Genomic DNA, 19,135 nt, shown 5'->3' with positions numbered 1-19,135 from the left:
TTTTTAATAACGTTTCGACACTTCTGCGGCTCTAGCTCTTACGTGCTGAAGTCTTCTTTCTGTTGGAGGGTGCGAGTTAAACCCGCTGGGGCTGGTTTTATATCCTGCCTCAGCCATCTTTTCCAGTGCATGCACTAATCCCCACGGATCATATCCGGCTTTAGCGGCCAGCTCTATGCCGTAGTCATCGGCTTCTACTTCTTGCTCTCTGCTAAAACCGGATTCCGCCAAGGCGTAACCCAGATCCAGGGGGTCAATTTTGGATGAACTTCCTGCTGCACGAAATAGGAGGCCCCACAGGATGCTTCGGGTAACGGTTCTGCCGTAATGGTTAAGCTTTATATGTCCAATTTCATGAGCCAGTACACCTGCAAGCTCATCTTCGCTGTCAAGTAATTCGAGCATTCCTTTTGTGACGGTTATCGAATATTTATTTAAAGAAAAGGTAACCCATGCATTTGGTTCCTTTTGATCAACTACAGCAATAGGTGCAGAGGGATCTAGGCCGGCTGTCTCGGCCAACCTCTGCCATACCTTCTTTACAGACTCTGGTTCAAGCGAGGCCATGGAGACACATGATGCAAATAGTATAAGTAACACCGCTCCAATAAGAGAGCGCCATATAGCTTTTTTCACTTTCATCCCCCCTTAATTCTAGAGCGGGGCAAACCAATTGTCGTACAACGAGAAGAATATTCTTCAAAATTTTCATAATAATTGTAATGCTTTATATTAAGTTTGAGAATGCATGATTTACGTAAAAACGAAAAAATGAGTTCGTTGCCCATACTGTTAGCGCAGTTCGTTTCTAGACAAGGTTTTGGGTTAAAGCATATCTATAAGAAAAGAGGGGAGGATTTTATTTTATGTTAGGGGCCATCGTAGGAGATATAGCAGGATCTGTGTACGAGCACAGGCCAATTAAAAAAGAGGATATAGACCTTTTCCCGCCAGGTTGTACATATACGGATGATACGGTGCTCACGGTGGCGGTTGCAGATTGCATTTTAAATGAAGGATCTTATAGCGATTACTACCTCAAATATGCCCGTCAATATCCTGATGCCGGATATGGTCGTATATTTAAGCTATGGGTTAAATATGAGGGACGACGAATTATAAATAGCCTTGGCAACGGTTCGGCGATGCGGGTGAGCCCAATAGGGTGGGCCTGTGAAGATGTAAAAAATGTAATAGAAGAGGCTGAAAAGAGCGCGCAGTCAACACATGCTCACATAGAAGGCGTAAAAGGCGCTCAAGCCGTTGCATTGGCTGTTTTTTTCGCGAAAAAGGGTTCTTCTAAGGAGCATATAAAGTGCGAAATTGAAAGGCGCTTCGGATACGATTTGTCAAGGAAGTTAGATCTTATTCGTCCTTCTTATAAATTCGATCCTACCTGTCCCGGCTCGGTCCCTGAAGCGCTCATAGCCTTTTTGGAGTCCGAAAATTTCGAAGACGCACTGAAGAAAGCGATCTCTTTAGGAGGTGATGCCGATACCCAGGCGGCCATTGCAGGAGCCGTAGCGCATGCTCATTATGGCGGCATTCCTGAGGAAATGACGAAAAAGGCGCGTTCTCTTTTACCTCAAGCATTTTTGGACGTGATTGACGTCTTTGTCGAACGTTATGATGTGTTTTGATCCGAAAAGACCATGAAAGAGGCTGTGAAGAAGCATAAACTAAAAAATAGTTAGTGCACCTATGCTAGTAGCAAGCAATGTTGTAAAAAGCGCGGTCTTGGTGCATGTTCGGCGGAACTTTCCGACTCATTGATCCTTTAAAATAACTTGTGGATCGACTTTATGAAAATAAAAAAAGACGAACCGATGTGTTTCCTCGGTTCGTCTTTTAACTTATTGGTCGACGAGCTTCAGTGGCACAGCTGCCTCGGGGGTAACTACGTTAAAAGTGAAACTTTCGGTAAAGTAAAGCAAAACTACCCGATCTTTGTGCTCTTTATAGCCAATGGATATATCCTGGCCCAGGATAAGTTCGAAGTCACCGCCGCGCAAGGAAACTACTATGCCATCATTTACGTTGGGAGAAAAAACTATTTTGCCATCTTCGAGCACATCGCCAATTTTTTTGTACAGTGGATACCCCTCTCCGATAGAGTAAATTCTGCTCCAAAGGGCAAGACCTGCTACAAGGGCGTAGGGGCCTTCAATGCCATGCTGTGTAAAGTGAAGTTTTACTTGGGTTAGGCTGGCTAGTAAATCCGAAGGATCTTGGAGGGGCAGCTCTATGGTAAATTCTTGAGACGCGCTAAAGAGACCTTCTACGGAAGCGTCTTCCAATCCATAAAAGACTGATTTATCTTCAAAAGAGGCCAACTTTCTCGCTGCTTCTTCCAGGTTTGTCAAATCTGGAGATTTTAAGCCTCTAGATATGGCATCAAGTTCGCATATGGAAAGTTCGAATGGTACGTATAGCTCAACTAAGGGCAAACTCAGCCGCGTTGCATAGCAGACCTCTTTTGAAGCATCACCCTTCTTAAGCCTTCCCGTAGGATACGCTGCGTAATCCCAACCAAATGGACCTAATACATCGGCAAACTTTCTCGCTGAAAGGTTGGCAATTAACACCTCTTTTGCCCTTTCGTCAATTTCTTCCCAAGCGAAACTATGCAGTGGTGCTAATTCCTTTTTAAGGAAATCCATCTCCACCCCTCCCTTACTTTTTATTTTTAAGAGAGCCAATGTTTAAGCTAGAGGTAGGTGCACTGGTTTTTGAAGATGATTCACCCGATGTCCCCGAAGTCGCCGCTTCCTCTATTTCTGTTATGGGCTCTTCGGTGAAAAGGTAAGTGCCTAGGGCATCATCCCATCCAGGCATGTTACGCCTCAGCCATTCAAGCAGCATAGCGGCGTGCTCAATTTCCTCATCTCGATTGTGTTCTATGACGGATTTTATCGTGGGGTCTTGTGTTGTTGCCGCCCTGTCGTGATACCACATGACCGCTTCTATCTCTTCCTTAAGGCTTGCAAGAGCTCGATGAAAGTCCCTATCCTTTGCGGTGAGCTCTTCAACGGGCTCGTGATACTCAGCCACCGGCAATCCCTCCTTAATTTAATATGATTTTCAAAATTCATTATACCTTATCATTCGCGATTGGAGCAAAGTCATGAGCCTTCAAAGGACATCGAAAAAAGAGAAAGTCGTTACCACGCAAAAGTGAAATACGCACTAAATTCCTCCTTATCCTGAAATGATCCAGGCAGTCGCTGATAACGTAAAACCACGAAAATTTATGGTATATTTTAATTGATCCTACTTAAGTTATCTTGCAAACAGCAAGGAGAGCAATGTTATGAACTTCGGAAAGTCTCAATTTGCAGAAAGTGGTTTAAAAAGTTCGATTGACTGGCTTAGTATGATAGCCTTGATCGTCACGCTTCTAGCATGGTCAACTGCTTTTGCTGCCATAAAAGCGGCACTTTTTCATTATTCGCCTCTTCATTTAGTGGTGCTTCGTTTTATTATATCGTCACTCATGTTACTTCCCTTTGTGCTCTTTAAATTTGGATTACCGGATTTCAGGGATATTCCCTTCATATTGTTTCTGGGTGCAACGGGCATGCTTCTTTGTCATATACCGCTTTGCATTGGTGAACAAACCGTTTCCGCCGGGGCTGCAAGCCTACTAATGGCCACGGCTCCTGTCTTTACTGCCATCATAGCGGCTGCCGTATTAAAAGAAAAAATGACCTTTCTTGGCTGGATCAGCATTGCCACAAGCTTTCTTGGTGCCGCTGCAATTGCTCTGGGAGAAGGAGAATTTGGGCTATCTTTTGGGGCTTTATGGGTATTGTGTGCGGCTTTCATGGAGTCCTTTTATTTTGTATTTCAGAAAAAGCTTTTGCCCAAATACGGCGCTTTTAGGTTAACCACTTACGTCATAATCAGTAGCACAGTATTGATGTTATTCTTTGGAAAGGGTCTTTTAAATGCAGTTGCGATGGCGCCTCTATCTGCAACGTTTACCGTAGCCTATCTCGCGATCTTTCCGACGTGCATCGCTTATGCCAGCTGGGCCTACGCGACATCAAGGAACCCCGCATCACTCGTTGCAGGAAGTCTGTTTTTAAAACCAGCTCTAGCTATTTTCATAGCCTGGATATGGCTTGAAGAAATACCTTCTCTTTTGTCTATTGCCGGTGGAGCTATTGCTATAATGGGAGTGTGGCTACTTCAAAGGTCTAGTAATTTAGAATGTTAGTATAGACTTCTTTGCGGTTGTGGAGTATGCTTAATTTTCACATTTGCTTTTCGATAGAGAGCTAGTTTGGCCACTATCGTGCAGTTTACAATAGTTTCGGGAGTGTGTAATAGATATTACAAAATATAGAGTGCTCGTTACGGGTACAAGAGGTAAAAGTAGTTTAGTCAGGTTAATAACGGCTGGATTCAGGGCGCGAGATATATCCTGTTTTTCACGCATAACAGGAGTTATTCCCACTGAGTTATCTCCGCGAGGCCTTCGAAGGATTATAAGATCAAGAGAAGGTCATATAAAAGAACTCCAATGGTGGCTTTCGCAAATACCTCAGGAAGCCGAGGCAATAGTTGCCGAAAATAGCGCAGTGGCAGTAGAAGTTCAACCTTTAGCAGCCAGATGGCTAAAACCAAACCTAGTGGTTTGGACAAACCTGAGGGAGGACCATTTCGAGGCTTGGGGTCCTACAAAAGAAGAAGCAAGGATTGCCTTGTTTGCTGGAGTCCCAAAGGGAGTTCCAGTTGTCTTGGGACCCGGGTTGGAAGAGGATGGGGCACTGCTTGAGCTTTTAAAGAAGAACCACAACGAGGTTTATTTCACGAAAGAAAAAGTTTTGAATTTTGAAGATGCCAACATCGCCCTTGCTATGCGGTCTCTTAATCTATTTGGCTTAAATGTTAGCGAAGATATGCTTGATCATTATTTGGAAGATGACCCTGGTAGATTTAGGATTCTTAAGATGAATAACGGCGTTTTGGCATTTGGCTTTTCAGTTAACGATTTAGAAAGCACTGTCAGCCTTTTTTCATCGCTCAAATGGGATGAGAATAACACATCCGTCCTTTTTAACAATCGGCGAGATAGGCCCGGGAGGCTTAAAGCTTTTGAACCATGGCTCAAGAATAAACAGTGGAGAGGCGTTTATATTTGCGGAGCCCATCCGTTGCGATTGATTAAAAATACCCGATGGGTCTGCTTTAAAGATATAAATGACATCGTTTCTTTTGTAAATAAACGTGGTTTAGTATTTGGTTGTGGCAATATAGCCGGGTTGCCCTTGCAAGAATTAATTGCATATGAAGAGGTGGATCATAACTGCGACAAGATTTAATCATTATCGCACTGAGCATAATTTTAGGCATGATTTTTTATCAAAGGACAGGGGTTGCTACGGGAGGCATCATATCGCCTGGTTTATTGGCCATTAGGTCATTTTCACCTCAATTATTCGCTACAACGATATTAAACGCGCTCATCATATTATTCATATTGGAAGCTCTCGTGAGGATCTTTGGTTTGTATGGAAGACAAAGAATTTCTGTTGCTTTGTTGCTTGCAGTCTCATTGCGGCTTGTTTCGAGCCCCTATTTACCATGGATTGGATGGGTAGTTCCTGGACTTATAGCTGCTGACATGCAACGTCAAGGAGTTGTGCCGACAGTGCTAGCATTGCTCATCGTTTCGGGATTATCAGTTTTAGTAGGGTCCTTGTTTTATGAGATATTTTAGTGCTTTCTTTCGCGGCTTATTTTCGATATTTTGGGGAAATAATACGGCCTTGTCAAAGAAGTGCAACTTAGAGCTCCTCCTTCTTGCCGGCATTATTTCTTTGTTGATGTGGGTATGGCCTCTAGGAAATCTTGCCGCTGAAGAGGAAAGAATTTGGGATAGAGTCAGGGAGGCTCAAACCTATCTCTACAATCTCAAAACACAAACGGAAGGGAGCGCCCCTTCTGAGGAATTGGATCCATCGCGGTGTGGTTTAATTGGGATTGAGTGGAGTCCAATAACCACTACGGTTGGATCCCTTCATTCGAAGCAGATATCGTGCAATCCAATTTGGGCAGTCATATTTTCACGTTGGTTTAATGAGGCAGGTTTAAATAAGGACGATCGAATTGCAATCCTAAGCTCTGGTTCATTTCCTGGCTTTTTAGTCTCTTCGATCATTGCGGCAGAAGAAAAGGGCTTAGACATATTTCTTCAAGCCTCGTTGGGGGCATCCTCCTATGGCGCTAACGATCCGAATTTCCCTCTTCCGCGCATTCTTATGGAACTTAGAAAGGCCGGGTTCATTTCTACTAAAGCAGTCTTTTATACCCTAGGCGGAGATTATGAAATAGGAGGAGGCATACCGCAAGAGGGAATAAAAATATTATTGCGATCGGCACAATTAGAAGGCGTTCCTGTGATACAAGCTAAATCGTTACAAGAGGTTATCAATACCAAGATGAGTTACTTACAAAAATTTAATCCTTCTTTGGTAGTTCAAATCGGAGGTTCCCATTCTAACATGGGAACTGATGAAAAAGTTTTATCATTACCTCCAGGATTTCTAGATCCGAAATATAAAGAAAATGCGGGCAACGGGATAATAGCTTTGACACTTAAAAACGGGATTCCCGTTATACACGTGCTTAACGTAAAAAAATTATGTAGGATAACAGGTGTTCCTGAAAAAGTTGATATCGTCAAGCGCGGGCCAATGCCTTTAAAGCTAGAAAGGGCTGTTTTAGGGATGATAAGTTTTACCGTTTTTTTATTGAAGTATAAGCGCTGGACCATAGTGTAATTTCGCCGATTAATTTACTTCTAGCCCATATTGAGAAGTAGGCTACCCTGGAATCCAGGCACATTAAAGAGCAGTTCAAATGTAAAGAATGATAATTATCTTGTAAAAACAGATATTATTTTTTAATAATTAATGGTATCATGGCATTGACCTCTAAGTTGCTCTTTTTAGTAGAAAGTGTTGCGGAGGTGATTCGGAAGCGGGAGCTTCAAGGGGGGTGTTTTAATTGAAAGACGATCGCTTTGATCGGCTGGCAAATGAATTGTTGAGGTTAATAGAAATTCCGAGCCCGAGTGGAAACGAAGGTCCTATCCTTGAATACCTCGAAAATAGGCTTCGGTTTCTTAAAGTGCCCACCAAGATACAGCCTATCTTAGGAAAAACTGGGAATTTAGTGCTTAACCCTGGTTCAAAAACCTTGCTGGACCTGCACGTGGATACAGTTCCAGGGGTGATGGAGGGCGTAAGGTGCTCCGCGCGCCTTGAAGGAGACTTGGTCTATGGCAGGGGCGCAGCAGATGTAAAGGGTTCTATTGCGTCTTTGATAATTGCTTTGGAGGATTATGTAGAAGAAGTGGGAAATAATCATGATTTTCCTGCAAGCATCGTTTTTACCGTAGATGAGGAACAGGGTGGCAGCGGTGCCTATGAAGCGGTTAAATTGTGCCCCGAGGAAGTTGTCGTTTTTGAGCCAACGGAGCTTGATATATGCACCATGGAAGCAGGAGCGATTGGAGCGAGGCTCAATTTTTTTGGTCAGACCGCTCATGGGAGCGATTTTGAAGCCGGTCAAAACGCAATATCGAAGGCGGTTGGTTTTCTGTCAAAGTTAAAAAAATTGCCCTTCCTTGAAGGCGAGCACCCCTATATTGGCGAAGCCGGTTTTAATGTCCAGTCTCTAAGCGGTGGTTCGCCCAATGAGCTAATCATACCGAGCAGGTGCGAAATGTACATAGACGTCAGACTATTGCCCGATGTAGATCACAAAGAAGCCGAAAGACAGTTAAGGTATCTTTTCGATAGGGAGGGTATCGAATACGAAATGGACGACATCTCTCCTCCCTTTAATTTAGGAGAAGATGTTCCGATTGCCGATAAACTCATGGGAGTTGCCTCAAATGACCTGGGGTTAAACCTGCAGTTCGGAGCGTTTAAAAGCTGGAGCGATGCTGAGCCATACGTTACTGCAGGGATTCCTGCCGTAGTTTTTGGTCCAGGCAAGCTTTCGGTAGCGCATACGCCTTTTGAGCACGTTTCCCTCAAGGAGATGGATTTGGCAAGTCAAATCCTAACGGCGTTTTTGACGAACTTGTTGACCTTTTCGGAGCATGAGTTAGACTATCTGGAAGCTCGTTAGTGCTTTACAAATTATTTAAGGGCAGTTTTTGCTGTGTCTAGGATTAGATTTCAGCAAAAGACTGCCCTTGTTGTTTGTAGCAACATGAATGAGTAAAATAGGTATTTTTCGATATCTCAAATAAGACTCATGCTCGCTCTTGCTCTTCGAGGTCCTTTATAAACCTGATCCATCTTCCCCTTCGTTCCATCTCCAGGAAGCCTTGACTTTTGTAAAAATCTTGAGCGTGGAAATTTTTTTCGCCCGCCCATAGCTCTATGATCTTTACTCCTTTTTGGGTGAGTAAATTAATAGCTTCCATCAAAAGTAACTTTCCAACCCCGTGGCCCTGGTAGTCGGGGTCAACTACTATCTCATGGATCTCCCCCACTATATGTCCCTCCGGAGATGCCCATTTATGGTCTGTCGACACGAAACCGACAATGTGCGAACCCTCAAAGGCGGCTAAAAATCCTCCTTCAGCCCGTCTGTATAGCCATTTAAGGTATCTTTTTATATCTTCGGGGTCAGTATCAGCATATTCCTCCAAGCCTCGGTATGCGCGTTCGTAAAGCCGAGTGATCTCAACTTCAAAGTCCATCGGGTTCACACTTTGTACCTTTATCGAATCTGACGTATCGCAGGGTTCAAAACCCCATGAGCAACCATCCCCTTTGCACTTGTAATTTGTCCAATTAAATAAATTTATGCAGCGGAGCAATGTCTCCTTCAGGGGTCACGTATCTGACCTCACATTCTAGCCAATATCCTATCCGTTTGTAGACTATATCTCGAATTTTCGCTACCAATTCGAAAGCATCCTTTGATGTTCCACCTCCCACGTTGACTATAAAGTTGGCATGAATAGGACTGACCATTAAACCACCAATGCGAAGGCCTTTTAGCCCAGCTTCTTCGATTATCTTTCCTGGTGGCCCAGCTGCTTTGTATATTTCCGGATTATTTGTAAATACAGAACCGCAGTTAGGCTGTTTTAGTGGGAACTTGTGCTTTCGTTCGGCTAATATATCGATGGCGCGCCTTCGTATGTTGTTTGGTTCATCCAAACTTCCTTCTAAGTGAGCTCTTAATATTATAAGGTTTTTGCGTTGAAATACGGAACTCCTATAGGAAAATTCACATTCCTTTCTGGTCATTTCTACGACTTTTCCATTTTCGTCTAAAGCCCATATGCGTTTTATTGTATCGCCAATCGACTGTTGCAAGCTGCCACCGTTCATGTAAATGAGTCCACCTAATGTTCCTGGAATTCCTGCGGCGTGTTCAATTCCGGCTATACCCCTTGAGGCGGCAAGCTTGACGAGAAGAGGAACCCATACGCCTGCATCAGCGATTATGTTTGCCCCATCAATTTTGACGTTTGCAAAGGCTTTGCCAAATTTTGCGACGATACCGCGAAGACCTTCATCGGAAAAAAGGATGTTACTGCCTTTGCCTATAACAATCAAGGGAATGTCATACTCCTTTGCAAAGGCTACTAGCCTTTGCAAAGGAGATACGTCTTCTACCTCTACAAATATGTCTGAAGGGCCCCCTATTTTCCAGCTCGAGTGCATTGATAAAGGTTCCTTTACCTTCACGTTGTTTACGCCTATCGCGCGGAGCTTGTCTGCTAATTTCTTCAGTTTCAATTTCAACTTCAACCCCTCAAATCTTGTCAAATCACAAAAATCCCGAAATATTTTTATATTGTAGCTTTTAATAGGATATCAAACTTTTAGGATATTTGTAGTGGGTAATTCCTCCAAAAGAGTACAAAAATTTAACCGCTCTAAGATCGCTGATGTAAGCCCGTCTTAAGGATATTGCCATTAATCTTCTTTTGTTTTATCATGTTTTTGTTTTACAGTTTCCTTGCAATAGTATCATCAATGCAATTATTATATTTTGCAATTATTTTATTGTCTGCATAATAAATCTGAACGACAAATATTAGCTAAAAAAATTAAACATATATCATAAATAAAACTTCAACAGTGATTTTATGGAGCAGTATATACTAATGAAAATAATATATGGTCAAGCTTTTAAAGATATTCCATTTGTCTCTGCGAGTTGCATTTCTTGAAACTAATTTCCTTTCTTAATCTTTAGATCCATGCAATAGTGCTATCATGGGGTTCTACAAAAGGGCACCTTGAATAAATTCATTGTCAGCCTTGTCTTATCTTTTAAGCTTTTGCGAGTCTGACGCAAGAAAAGTTTTTTAAACAACACTGCGTTATCCCTCTTCTAAGGCATGATCTTATTCAACCTGGTTGTCAGATAGCCCGTTTATTTACAGAGACTTGCTCTGCATTTTTGTATAATGAAGAGCAACCCCCCTTTTTAGCCTTTTTTTGTTATAATATATACGGCGCAGTAGAGCGCAAAGGTGTAAGGGAGGCCCCATCTTGAGTCATTTGTCCAAATGTAAGGATTTTGTCTCACTGGATAATATTGTGGCCTTAATAGGGGTCGAAGGTAAAACGTTGGTTTTTACGCGCGGTGGTGATGTTTGTTACGTTGATAAAAGCGTAAGAACCGTAGCGAGAAAATTTGAAGAATTGTGCGCATTTTATCAAAGCGCATTAACTTCTAAAAGGAAGGAATTAGGCCGTAAAAAGAGGAAGTGGTGTGTTAATGAAGGGGACATTTGCTGAGGCTAATGAGTATACAGCAAGCGATATACAGATTCTGGAAGGCCTTGATGCTGCTCGTCGCAGGCCGAGTATGTATATTGGGGATACTGGCATACGAGGTTTGCATCATTTGGTCTACGAAGTGGTGGATAACGCAATAGACGAAGCCATGGCCGGCTATTGCGATCACGTGATTGTGACTCTTCATCCTGACGGTAGTGTCTCTGTGGAGGATAACGGCAGGGGTATACCTGTGGATGTGCATCCTAAGGTCAATAAATCAGCCGCCGAGGTGGTATTAACTACGCTTCACGCTGGAGGTAAGTTTGATAATAAAGCCTATCAAGTCTCCGGCGGGCTTCATGGCGTTGGCGTATCGGTAGTTAATGCTTTATCATCATGGCTTGAACTTACTGTGTGGCGTGATGGTCTGGAATGGCATCAGCGTTACTCCAGGGGCGTCCCTCAGTGCGAATTAAAGGCGATCGGAGAAGCTAATCGTACAGGGACGAAAGTGCACTTTATGCCCGATGACGCAATTTTTGAAGAAAGGGATTTTTCCTTTGATATATTAAGTGCCAGGTTGAGAGAAATTGCTTTTTTGGTGCCAGGTTTACATATTGAACTAATAGATATAAAAAACAACAAATCGTCTTCTTTTAAGTACGATGGTGGGATAGTTTCCTTCGTAGAGTATCTAAATAGGGATAAAACACCGCTATTTAAGGAGCCAATTCACATATCTGGCGAAAAAGACGATGTTTTAGTGGAAGTTGCTCTACAATACAACGACTCATATCAGGAACGTCTTTTCGCCTTTGCAAACCTCATTCATACCATGGAAGGCGGCACTCACGTGATAGGTTTTAGGGCGGCTTTAACGCGAGCAGTAAACGAAATGGCAAGGAGGCAAAAGCTTTTAAGAGATAAAGATCCAAACCTATCTGGTGACGACTTAAAGGAAGGCCTGACTGCCATAATTTCAGTAAAGCTCAAGGAACCTCAATTTGAGGGACAGACCAAAACTAGACTTGGTAACAGCGACGTTAGGGGTATAGTGGACTCGATTGTGTACGAAGGATTAATGGCCTTTCTCGAGGAAAAGCCGGACTACCTAAGGCCAATTGTGGAAAAGGCCATCAAGGCAAGACAAGCTAGGGATGCTGCCAAAAAGGCCAGGGAGCTGGTAAGGCGCAAATCAGCTTTTAGCGGACTTGATTTGCCGGGCAAGTTGGCCGATTGTTCAAGTAAAAACCCTAAGGAGTCCGAGTTATACATCGTTGAGGGCGACTCTGCCGGAGGGAGTGCAAAGCAGGGTCGAGACAGGACTTTTCAGGCGATATTGCCCTTGCGCGGCAAGATATTAAACGTTGAGAAGGCGCGCCTCGATAAAGTGCTCTCCAATGCCGAGATAAGAACGATCATTCAAGCCTTGGGTTGCGGAATAGGAGAAGATTTTAATATTAACAAGCTGCGCTACCATAGGGTAATAATTATGACCGATGCTGATGTGGACGGCGCGCACATTAGGACGCTTCTTCTCGCATTCTTTTACCGATTCATGCCCGAGATAATAGAGAAGGGGCATCTCTACATTGCTCAGCCACCACTTTATAGAGTGCAAGCCGGCAGGAGTGAATATTATTGTTATTCTGATAAAGATTTGCGCAATGCAATGGAGCAACTGTCAAATAAAAAGGTATATGTACAGCGTTATAAAGGACTTGGCGAGATGAACCCAGAGCAGCTGTGGAAGACGACGATGAATCCCGAAGAAAGGGTATTAAAAAGAGTGGATATTGAGGACGCTTTGGCAGCTGATGAATATTTTACCATATTGATGGGAGATAAGGTCGAACCGAGGAGGGAGTTCATAGAAGCACACGCTAAAGAAGTTAGAAATCTGGACGTGTGATTTTGTTATAATTGTTTCGCGTAGCAAATCATAGGTGAGGAGGCTTTGTCATGTCTAACAACTCTGACAGTAGAGGCGCATCTTTGAGGTTCAAGGTTCTTTTAGTCTCTGGTCTTATTACTTTGATAGTTGTTATGGCTGTATTTGTTGGCAGTTTTTTCGCTGCTAAAAACAGACTACTGCAACACGCGAACGAGCAAGTAAATAGCTTTGCGGGGAGCTTAAAAGACACCCTAGAGCTTCAGGTAACATTATTTCAAGATCGCAACACGTCAAATTTATCCATTGCTTTAAACCAACTGCCTGGCGAAAGGGTGATGGAGTCTGTTAATAGAGTTGAGGTGGGCGAATTTGAACTTCCAATTCTATTTGTGAGCGGTGTTGGAGGAATTGGAATAAAGCAAATTACTGCCTCTAGTGAGCTCGTGGATCTATTGAGAGAGCAGCTAAATGGTCAGTTTTCAATATACCAGATAGAAAGAAAAGAGGGCGGAGAGCGGGCTATTCTGGTCTCCACTAGCTTTAAAAACTCTGAAGATGCGATGCTTGGCAAGGTCATGGATTCCGCCTCTCCTATATATCAAACTGTCGTCAAAGCCGGAAACCTTTATCAGGGCTTTCTTGATATTGATGGCATTCCTTACTGTGTGTCATATGGACAGGTTAAGGACGCCGACGGTGTTGTCATATTAATAGTTAGCACCGCCGTTCCGGTCGAGCCAATAATGGATTATATAAGCACTGCTTCATTCACGGAAGGCAGTTATGCTTTTGCTGTAGACAGAGAAGGAAAAATTATCGTCCATCCGAGTATGGAAAAGGGGACCTTGGTTTCTCAAGCGATGCCAGGATTCTGGGAATCCCTTAAAGAGGCAGAGCAATTCTCATTGAATGAAGCCGGACAAATAAACTTTAATTATGGATCGAACTCAGGCGAAGGATATCTAGCGTCTCTTTTTGAAGTAGGAGCGTTAGGCTGGCGGGTTGTATTAAACATTCCAGAATCATATATACTTGCTCCTGTCTCAGCGATGAGGAACGGAATGATCATATATGGCTTACCCGCCTTGATAGCAGGATTAATTATAATGGTTTTGCTATTAGGAAAATTTCTTGCACCTTTGAGAGCTGTAGTGAAAGTAGCCAGCTTAATCGCAGGAGGAGATCTTTCCGTTGTAGTTAAAGGAGATATTGACAGCAAAAACGAGGTTATAGCTGTCCTGGGAGCCTTCGAACGCATAAGACAATCCTTTAGAGGGTTGGTCGAAAAGTGCAATGAACTTTACAGCAAGCTTGAAGAAAGAGACGCAGATTTAAGACAGATCGAAAGCCAAATTGAAGATTCCAGTAATAAGGGCTTGAAAGCTTCTGGTGAAATAGTCTCGGTCGTTGCTTCCATATCGTCTGCCGTCGAGGAGACCAATGCCGGCATTGAAGAGGTCGCCTCAGGTGCTCAAAATACGGCAAAGATCACGACAGATCTCAGTGAAAGATCAGCCGCCGTAAACGAGAGCGTAATGGCGGGGAGTGAGTCGGTGTTTGAGACAGTAGAAAAGATTAATAGCGTAGGTGAGTCGGGAGAGCGGATACGAAGTGCCATTTCTTCTTTAGACTCCGCGATAAAGGGCATAACCCAATTTGTAGACACCATTACCAACATTGCTGACCAGACAAACCTCCTTGCTCTTAATGCTGCAATAGAGGCTGCAAGGGCTGGTGAGGCGGGCAAGGGTTTTGCCGTGGTTGCCGATGAGGTGAGAAAGCTTGCCGAAGCGTCTGCCGAGGCGGCAAAAAGAGTTCAAGAAGTGATCGGGAAAATTGAAGAAAGAGGAGAAGAGGCAACGAAAGAGGTCAATGAAGCTGTGCGCCTCATAGAAGAAGCTGTGGCTTCCTCGCAGGAAACCAGTGCTCAAATACAGAGCATAATTGAACAGGTTAAAGGCATAAGCGATGGAGTCCAATCCATTGCAGCTGTAGCAGAAGAGCAAGCGGCTTCAGCGGAGGAGATTGCCTCAGCCATGGAAGATATATTAAATAAAGTAGCGCAAGGACAAGTACAAGCTGAGGAAGTGGAGGATTCATCGAAAGAGCTCATGGAGCAGATAACTGTCCTATCTCACATAAGGAAAGAACAAAGTGCTTTGGTGGAAGATCTCAAAGAGGCCCTGGCTTTTTATAAGTTAAACGGAGTTTCTGAGAAGGCCGGGCTAGTCCCTTTAGATTAGGGGTCAACAACCTTTTACTTGGAGTTGGATTGTTGATATGGTAAAAATAAATGAGAGGAGACACATATCCTCTCATTTATTATTTTCAAAAAGTTGACGAAGGAGGAACACTTATTGTGGATGATCTTTATTATGAACGGCTTTTGTCCAAGGTTGAAAAAACCATCGATAATTGCTCACATGAAGCAATTGCGTTGAGCGATCATTTAGCCAACCATCCCGAAGTTTCAGAACATGAGTTTGAGTCCAGTAAAAAGCATGTGGAGCTTCTTTCTCGCCATGGTTTTGAGGTGGAATATCCTTTTCTAGGTATTCCGACGGCTTTTTGCGCTACCAAATCTAATGGAGAGGGAGCAAAAGTTGCTTTATTAGTGGAATACGACGCACTTCCAGAAATTGGCCATGCTTGCGGCCATTGCCTTCACGGGGCGATGTCCACGCTTGCGGCCATTGGACTAGCTTCCGTCTTTGATGAGGTAAAAGGAGAGCTGCGTGTTATAGGAACGCCTGCCGAAGAAACAAACGGCGCGAAGGTTGCAATGGCTGAACAGGGCGTCTTCGATGACCTGGATTTTGCCATCATGATCCATTCTTCGGGAAATAAAAGCTACGTCAGATACAAAAGCCTTGCAATGGATGCGATAGAATTTAGCTACAAAGGAAAACCTGCTCACGCGGCGAGCGCTCCTTGGGAGGGACGAAATGCCCTAAACGGCGTTCAACTTTTTTTTCATGCCATTGACATGTTAAGACAACATGTAAAACCTGATGTACGGATGCATGGAATAATTTACAAGGGTGGCGATGCTCCAAATATCGTTCCTGAGATGGCGATTTGCAGGTTTTATTTTAGAGCGCCGTCCAGGGCCTACTTAGACCACTTGGTCGATCGCGTGAGAAAAATTGCCCTTGGTGCAGCTATGGCCTCTGAAACGAAAGTCACCATGAAGAACTTTGAATTTAGCTTTGATAATATGATAGGAAATAAGGCAGCAGAGGAGAAAATGGCTGAGATAATGAAGGAACTGGGCATTGAGCTCAGCGAGCCGGAAGGCTATGAAGGCTCTTCCGATATGGGCAACGTAAGCTACAGATGTCCTGCTTTGCAGCCCAAGCTTGCAATAAGCGATGTGCCTTTGGTAACGCACAGTCGGGAGTTCGCCGATGCCGTGGTAACTCCTAGAGCGCACGAAGCTCTAATTTTGGGCAGTAAAGCTTTAGCCAGGATGGCCCTTGCCGTTTATTTGGACGGCGATTTAAGGAGCGCCATCAAAGAAGATTTTAAAAAAGCCAAGGAGCAGGAAGAAGTTTTCTGAGCCAATCTTAGCTTTAAAAAGGAGATGAAGAAATGCTTTCACTGGAGGAAATAAGGCAAGCACAGGAGCGCACGAAGGCATGGGTTCACAGAACTCCCATATTTTCATCGGCAACCTTTAGTCGAATTGCTGGGAACAAAGTTTATTTAAAAGCAGAAAATTTACAAAAAAGCGGAGCCTTTAAGTTCAGAGGGGCTATGAACTTCATGCTTTCCATGAGTGAGGAGGAAAGATGCAAGGGCGTTGTTACGGGATCCTCGGGTAATCACGGTCAAGCCCTGGCATGTGCTGCCAAGATTTTAGGGGTAAGGGCGGTTGTAGTTGTGCCAGAAGATGTCTCTCCTGCTAAGTTAGCAGCAATTGAAGGATATGGAGCTGCGATAGAAAGATGTGGGCGTTCCTCAACGGAGCGAATAGCCCGTGCAATGGAGATTGCTGAACTTGAGGGCATGACATTTGTCCCTCCTTTCGATCATCCTTGGATCATGGCAGGCCAAGGAACAGCTGGCCTGGAGATCGTCGAAGATATGCCTGATGTCGACGCCGTACTAGTCCCTTGTGGCGGTTGTGGCTTGATTTCTGGAGTGGCCACAGCGCTAAAGGAGTCTCTGAAAGGGGTAAAAGTCTTCGGCGTTGAACCAGAGGGCAGCAATAGCACTTATTTGTCCTTTAAGGCAGGTCACATAGTCGAACTGACAGATATCAATACGATCGCAGATGGCCTAAGGACTGCAAGTCCCGGTAAGATTACCTTTCCGGTTGTCCAGAAGTATGTCGATGATATCCTTTTGGTATCGGAAGAAGAGATAAAAAATGCGGTTGTTTTGCTATTAGAAAGGGCAAAATTGCTCGTAGAGCCCTCGGGTGCAGTGCCAGTGGCTGCGCTCCTTTATGGCAAGGTACCTTTAAAGAACAAAAAGGCAGTGGCCCTGATGTCCGGTGGCAACGTAGACTTATCATTGCTTGGCAAATGGATCGAGGAAGTAAAGGCTAAAAAGTGAAGCTTTTGGTCAGCGCCTGTCTTGTTGGGTGTCCTTGCAGGTATGACGGAAGAGCTTTTGAGAACGAAATCTTGAAAGCCTTAGTGAGAAAAGGCTTAGCTGTTGCTGTATGCCCTGAAATATTAGGAGGGCTTTCCATTCCGAGGCCTAAAGCTGAGATAGTTGGCGGGACAGGAGATGACGTTTTGTCTGGCCACGCCAAGATTTTAAACGAATGGGGCGAGGATGTAACGCCCCATTTTTTAATTGGAGCTTTCAAGGTTTTGGATATCGCCCTAAGGGAAGGCACAAGATACGCAGTTTTTAAGGATAAAAGCCCTTCCTGCGGAGTGTATCGCATATATGATGGCTCCTTTACTGGAAAAATCTGTGAAGGTAGAGGTGTCACGACTGCAATTTTGCGTAAGTATAGCATAAGTTTATTTTCTAATGAACAGATAAGATGAAAAAAGGCTCGTGTGCTCAATAGGTCAGACCAGTTAATATATGACTGATGATGCATTTTCTAAAGGTCAAATAACCTGCCTCTAAAGGGTCAAGTCCACTTTTGTGTGTAAAATCCCTCTGGCATCTTTTGCAGCCTAGTGGAGTCCCACTAGGCTGCATTCTTTAGATTTGTCTTCTCCATCTGATCTCGCCTTTTCATGCTTATCTCTCCATAATAGGTATTCAGTCATATCCAAATACCTATTGCCGGTTGTCCATGACTCATCTATCTCTATGAGCACTGCGCCAATTAGCCTTAACGCCGATTCTTCGTTCGGAAATATACCTATGACCCTTTCTCGCCTTCTGATCTCACGGTTTAGACGCTCTACGGCGTTTGTAGTACGTAACCTACGCCTGATGCATTCGGGAAGCGCCATTATTGCCATTGCATCTTCAAAGCCTGCTTCAAGCCTTTCTATTGCCTTGGGTGCTAGCCTTTCAAATTCTGTTACTGCTTCATCCAAGAGCTTTCTTGCCGTATCCATATCGGGAGCTTCAAGGATGTGTTTTACACGAGCATGCAGTTTACCTTGAAGCGACTTTGGACAGGCCTCCAAGATGTTACGAAGGAAATGGGTCTGACACCTCTGCCAGCTTGAACCTTGAAAATGCGTCATTATGGCCTTCACCAACCCCTTATGATCGTCTGAGACCACTAAATCTACGCCTTTAAGCCCTCTTCTTTTGAGCTCGATGAAAAATTGAGACCAACTTGCCTCCGATTCCCCGTCACCTAATCTCAAGCCCAATATCTCACGGTAGCCTTCCCTGTTTATCCCACAGGCTATAAGCACGCTTTAAAGGTTTATCCTACCACCCTTTCGCACCCTTATGACCAAGGCATCCACCAAGATAAAGGGGTATTCCTTTTCGTTTAAGTCCCTCTCGTTCCACGCATTCACGGTCTGATCTAGCTTCTTACAGAGCTCTGATACGCTTGATTTGGAAAAAACAACTCCACACAGCTTTTCAACTACGTTTTTCACCTTTCGAGTGGATACGCCATTTATTACCATCTCCATGAGAGAGATAAGCAGCGCCTGCTCGCTTCTTTGGTAGCGCTCGAAGATATCCGTCGAAAACTCACCGCACCTCAGGCGTGGTACATCTAAAACCAATTTACCTATCCTAGTCGTAAGCGACCTTTCCCTGTAACCGTTTCTGTATCCTTGTCTTTCATCGGTTCGTTCGTAAGGCTCTGCCCTTAACTGCTCCGAGGCTTGAGCTTTAAGTATCTGGTTTAAGACTTGCTCTGCTAGCTTGGCTAAACCTTCGTCTTTGGAAAATAAGTGTTGCAACATATCAGTGTCGATGATAACCTGGTATTGGGCCATCCATAATCCCTCCTGGTATTGGTGTTTGTTCAAGCTTCATCTTACCAGAGGGAGGGTGGCCCTTAAAACTTTTTTGCCTTACCTTACCC

Annotated in this window: 16 protein-coding genes and 1 pseudogene; 11 read left to right on the top strand and 6 right to left on the bottom strand. The window is 44.0% G+C overall.

The features are described 5' to 3' along the window. Positions 1-3: 3 nt before the first annotated feature. Positions 4-642 carry a M48 family metallopeptidase gene (locus tag AC5SXE_RS02315; protein WP_310848404.1) on the bottom strand — a complete coding sequence of 213 codons (639 nt, stop codon included), beginning with the start codon at positions 640-642 and terminating at the stop codon, positions 4-6. A gap of 224 nt (positions 643-866) precedes the next feature. On the opposite strand from AC5SXE_RS02315, the gene AC5SXE_RS02310 reads away from it, so the two are divergent. After that, positions 867-1,640 (top strand): ADP-ribosylglycohydrolase family protein, encoded by a 774-nt coding sequence (locus AC5SXE_RS02310; protein ID WP_310848406.1) that lies wholly within the window; start codon positions 867-869, stop codon positions 1,638-1,640. A gap of 213 nt (positions 1,641-1,853) precedes the next feature. Here the strand turns inward: AC5SXE_RS02310 and AC5SXE_RS02305 are convergent, their stop codons facing one another. Beyond that, the gene (locus AC5SXE_RS02305) at positions 1,854-2,660 is read right to left on the bottom strand and encodes a family 1 encapsulin nanocompartment shell protein (protein ID WP_310848408.1); all 807 of its coding nucleotides are present in this window, start codon (positions 2,658-2,660) and stop codon (positions 1,854-1,856) included. Positions 2,661-2,673: 13 nt separating this feature from the next. Continuing rightward, entirely contained in the window at positions 2,674-3,051 is a 378-nt protein-coding gene (locus AC5SXE_RS02300) for an encapsulin-associated ferritin-like protein (protein WP_303883192.1), read from the bottom strand. Between the two features lie 259 nt (positions 3,052-3,310). Between AC5SXE_RS02300 and AC5SXE_RS02295 the strand changes: the two genes are divergently transcribed. The 5 genes from AC5SXE_RS02295 (at position 3,311) to AC5SXE_RS02275 (ending at position 8,145) form a co-directional block, all read left to right on the top strand. Beyond that, positions 3,311-4,219 (top strand): DMT family transporter, encoded by a 909-nt coding sequence (locus AC5SXE_RS02295; RefSeq protein ID WP_310848411.1) that lies wholly within the window; start codon positions 3,311-3,313, stop codon positions 4,217-4,219. 130 nt (positions 4,220-4,349) lie between these two features. Next, entirely contained in the window at positions 4,350-5,327 is a 978-nt protein-coding gene (locus AC5SXE_RS02290; protein WP_310848413.1) for a Mur ligase family protein, read from the top strand. Next, on the top strand, positions 5,312-5,725 hold the full coding sequence (locus AC5SXE_RS02285) for a poly-gamma-glutamate biosynthesis protein PgsC/CapC (protein ID WP_493916637.1): 414 nt from the start codon (positions 5,312-5,314) through the stop codon (positions 5,723-5,725). Before AC5SXE_RS02290 ends, AC5SXE_RS02285 begins: the two co-directional genes overlap by 16 nt. 49 nt (positions 5,726-5,774) lie before the next feature. After that, entirely contained in the window at positions 5,775-6,788 is a 1,014-nt protein-coding gene (gene pgsW, locus AC5SXE_RS02280) for a poly-gamma-glutamate system protein (RefSeq protein WP_310848415.1), read from the top strand. Positions 6,789-7,014: 226 nt separating this feature from the next. Continuing rightward, positions 7,015-8,145, top strand: coding sequence for a M20 family metallopeptidase (locus AC5SXE_RS02275; protein WP_310848418.1), 1,131 nt, complete (start codon positions 7,015-7,017; stop codon positions 8,143-8,145). 127 nt (positions 8,146-8,272) lie between these two features. Here AC5SXE_RS02275 and AC5SXE_RS02270 read toward each other — a convergent pair whose 3' ends face one another. Together AC5SXE_RS02270 and murB are read right to left on the bottom strand one after the other, a co-directional pair. Next, a complete protein-coding gene (locus tag AC5SXE_RS02270; RefSeq protein ID WP_310848420.1) occupies positions 8,273-8,725 on the bottom strand; it encodes a GNAT family N-acetyltransferase in 453 nt (150 codons plus the stop codon). A gap of 94 nt (positions 8,726-8,819) precedes the next feature. After that, complete coding sequence (gene murB / locus AC5SXE_RS02265; protein ID WP_310848422.1) at positions 8,820-9,782, bottom strand: UDP-N-acetylmuramate dehydrogenase; 963 nt, start codon at positions 9,780-9,782, stop codon at positions 8,820-8,822. A gap of 985 nt (positions 9,783-10,767) precedes the next feature. Between murB and gyrB the strand changes: the two genes are divergently transcribed. The 5 genes from gyrB to AC5SXE_RS02240 all read left to right on the top strand — a co-directional run bounded on the left by gyrB (position 10,768) and on the right by AC5SXE_RS02240 (position 17,669). Beyond that, entirely contained in the window at positions 10,768-12,681 is a 1,914-nt protein-coding gene (gene gyrB / locus AC5SXE_RS02260) for a DNA topoisomerase (ATP-hydrolyzing) subunit B (protein ID WP_493916475.1), read from the top strand. 50 nt (positions 12,682-12,731) lie between these two features. Continuing rightward, entirely contained in the window at positions 12,732-14,906 is a 2,175-nt protein-coding gene (locus tag AC5SXE_RS02255) for a methyl-accepting chemotaxis protein (RefSeq protein ID WP_493916474.1), read from the top strand. Positions 14,907-15,022: 116 nt separating this feature from the next. Continuing rightward, the gene (locus AC5SXE_RS02250; RefSeq protein ID WP_310848432.1) at positions 15,023-16,222 is read left to right on the top strand and encodes a M20 family metallopeptidase; all 1,200 of its coding nucleotides are present in this window, start codon (positions 15,023-15,025) and stop codon (positions 16,220-16,222) included. A gap of 32 nt (positions 16,223-16,254) precedes the next feature. Next, a complete protein-coding gene (locus tag AC5SXE_RS02245; protein ID WP_493916473.1) occupies positions 16,255-17,223 on the top strand; it encodes a threonine ammonia-lyase in 969 nt (322 codons plus the stop codon). After that, positions 17,220-17,669 carry a 2-thiouracil desulfurase family protein gene (locus AC5SXE_RS02240; protein WP_332636503.1) on the top strand — a complete coding sequence of 150 codons (450 nt, stop codon included), beginning with the start codon at positions 17,220-17,222 and terminating at the stop codon, positions 17,667-17,669. The genes AC5SXE_RS02245 and AC5SXE_RS02240 overlap by 4 nt, the downstream gene beginning before the upstream one ends. Positions 17,670-17,804: 135 nt before the next feature. Here AC5SXE_RS02240 and AC5SXE_RS02235 read toward each other — a convergent pair. Then, positions 17,805-19,046 (bottom strand): annotated as a pseudogene (locus AC5SXE_RS02235) (IS256 family transposase). Positions 19,047-19,135: the final 89 nt, after the last annotated feature.

The organism is Acetomicrobium sp. (genome assembly GCF_059026225.1).
The sequence above is the reverse complement of the archived record's forward strand: the minus strand, read 5'-3'. Positions and strand labels throughout refer to the sequence as shown.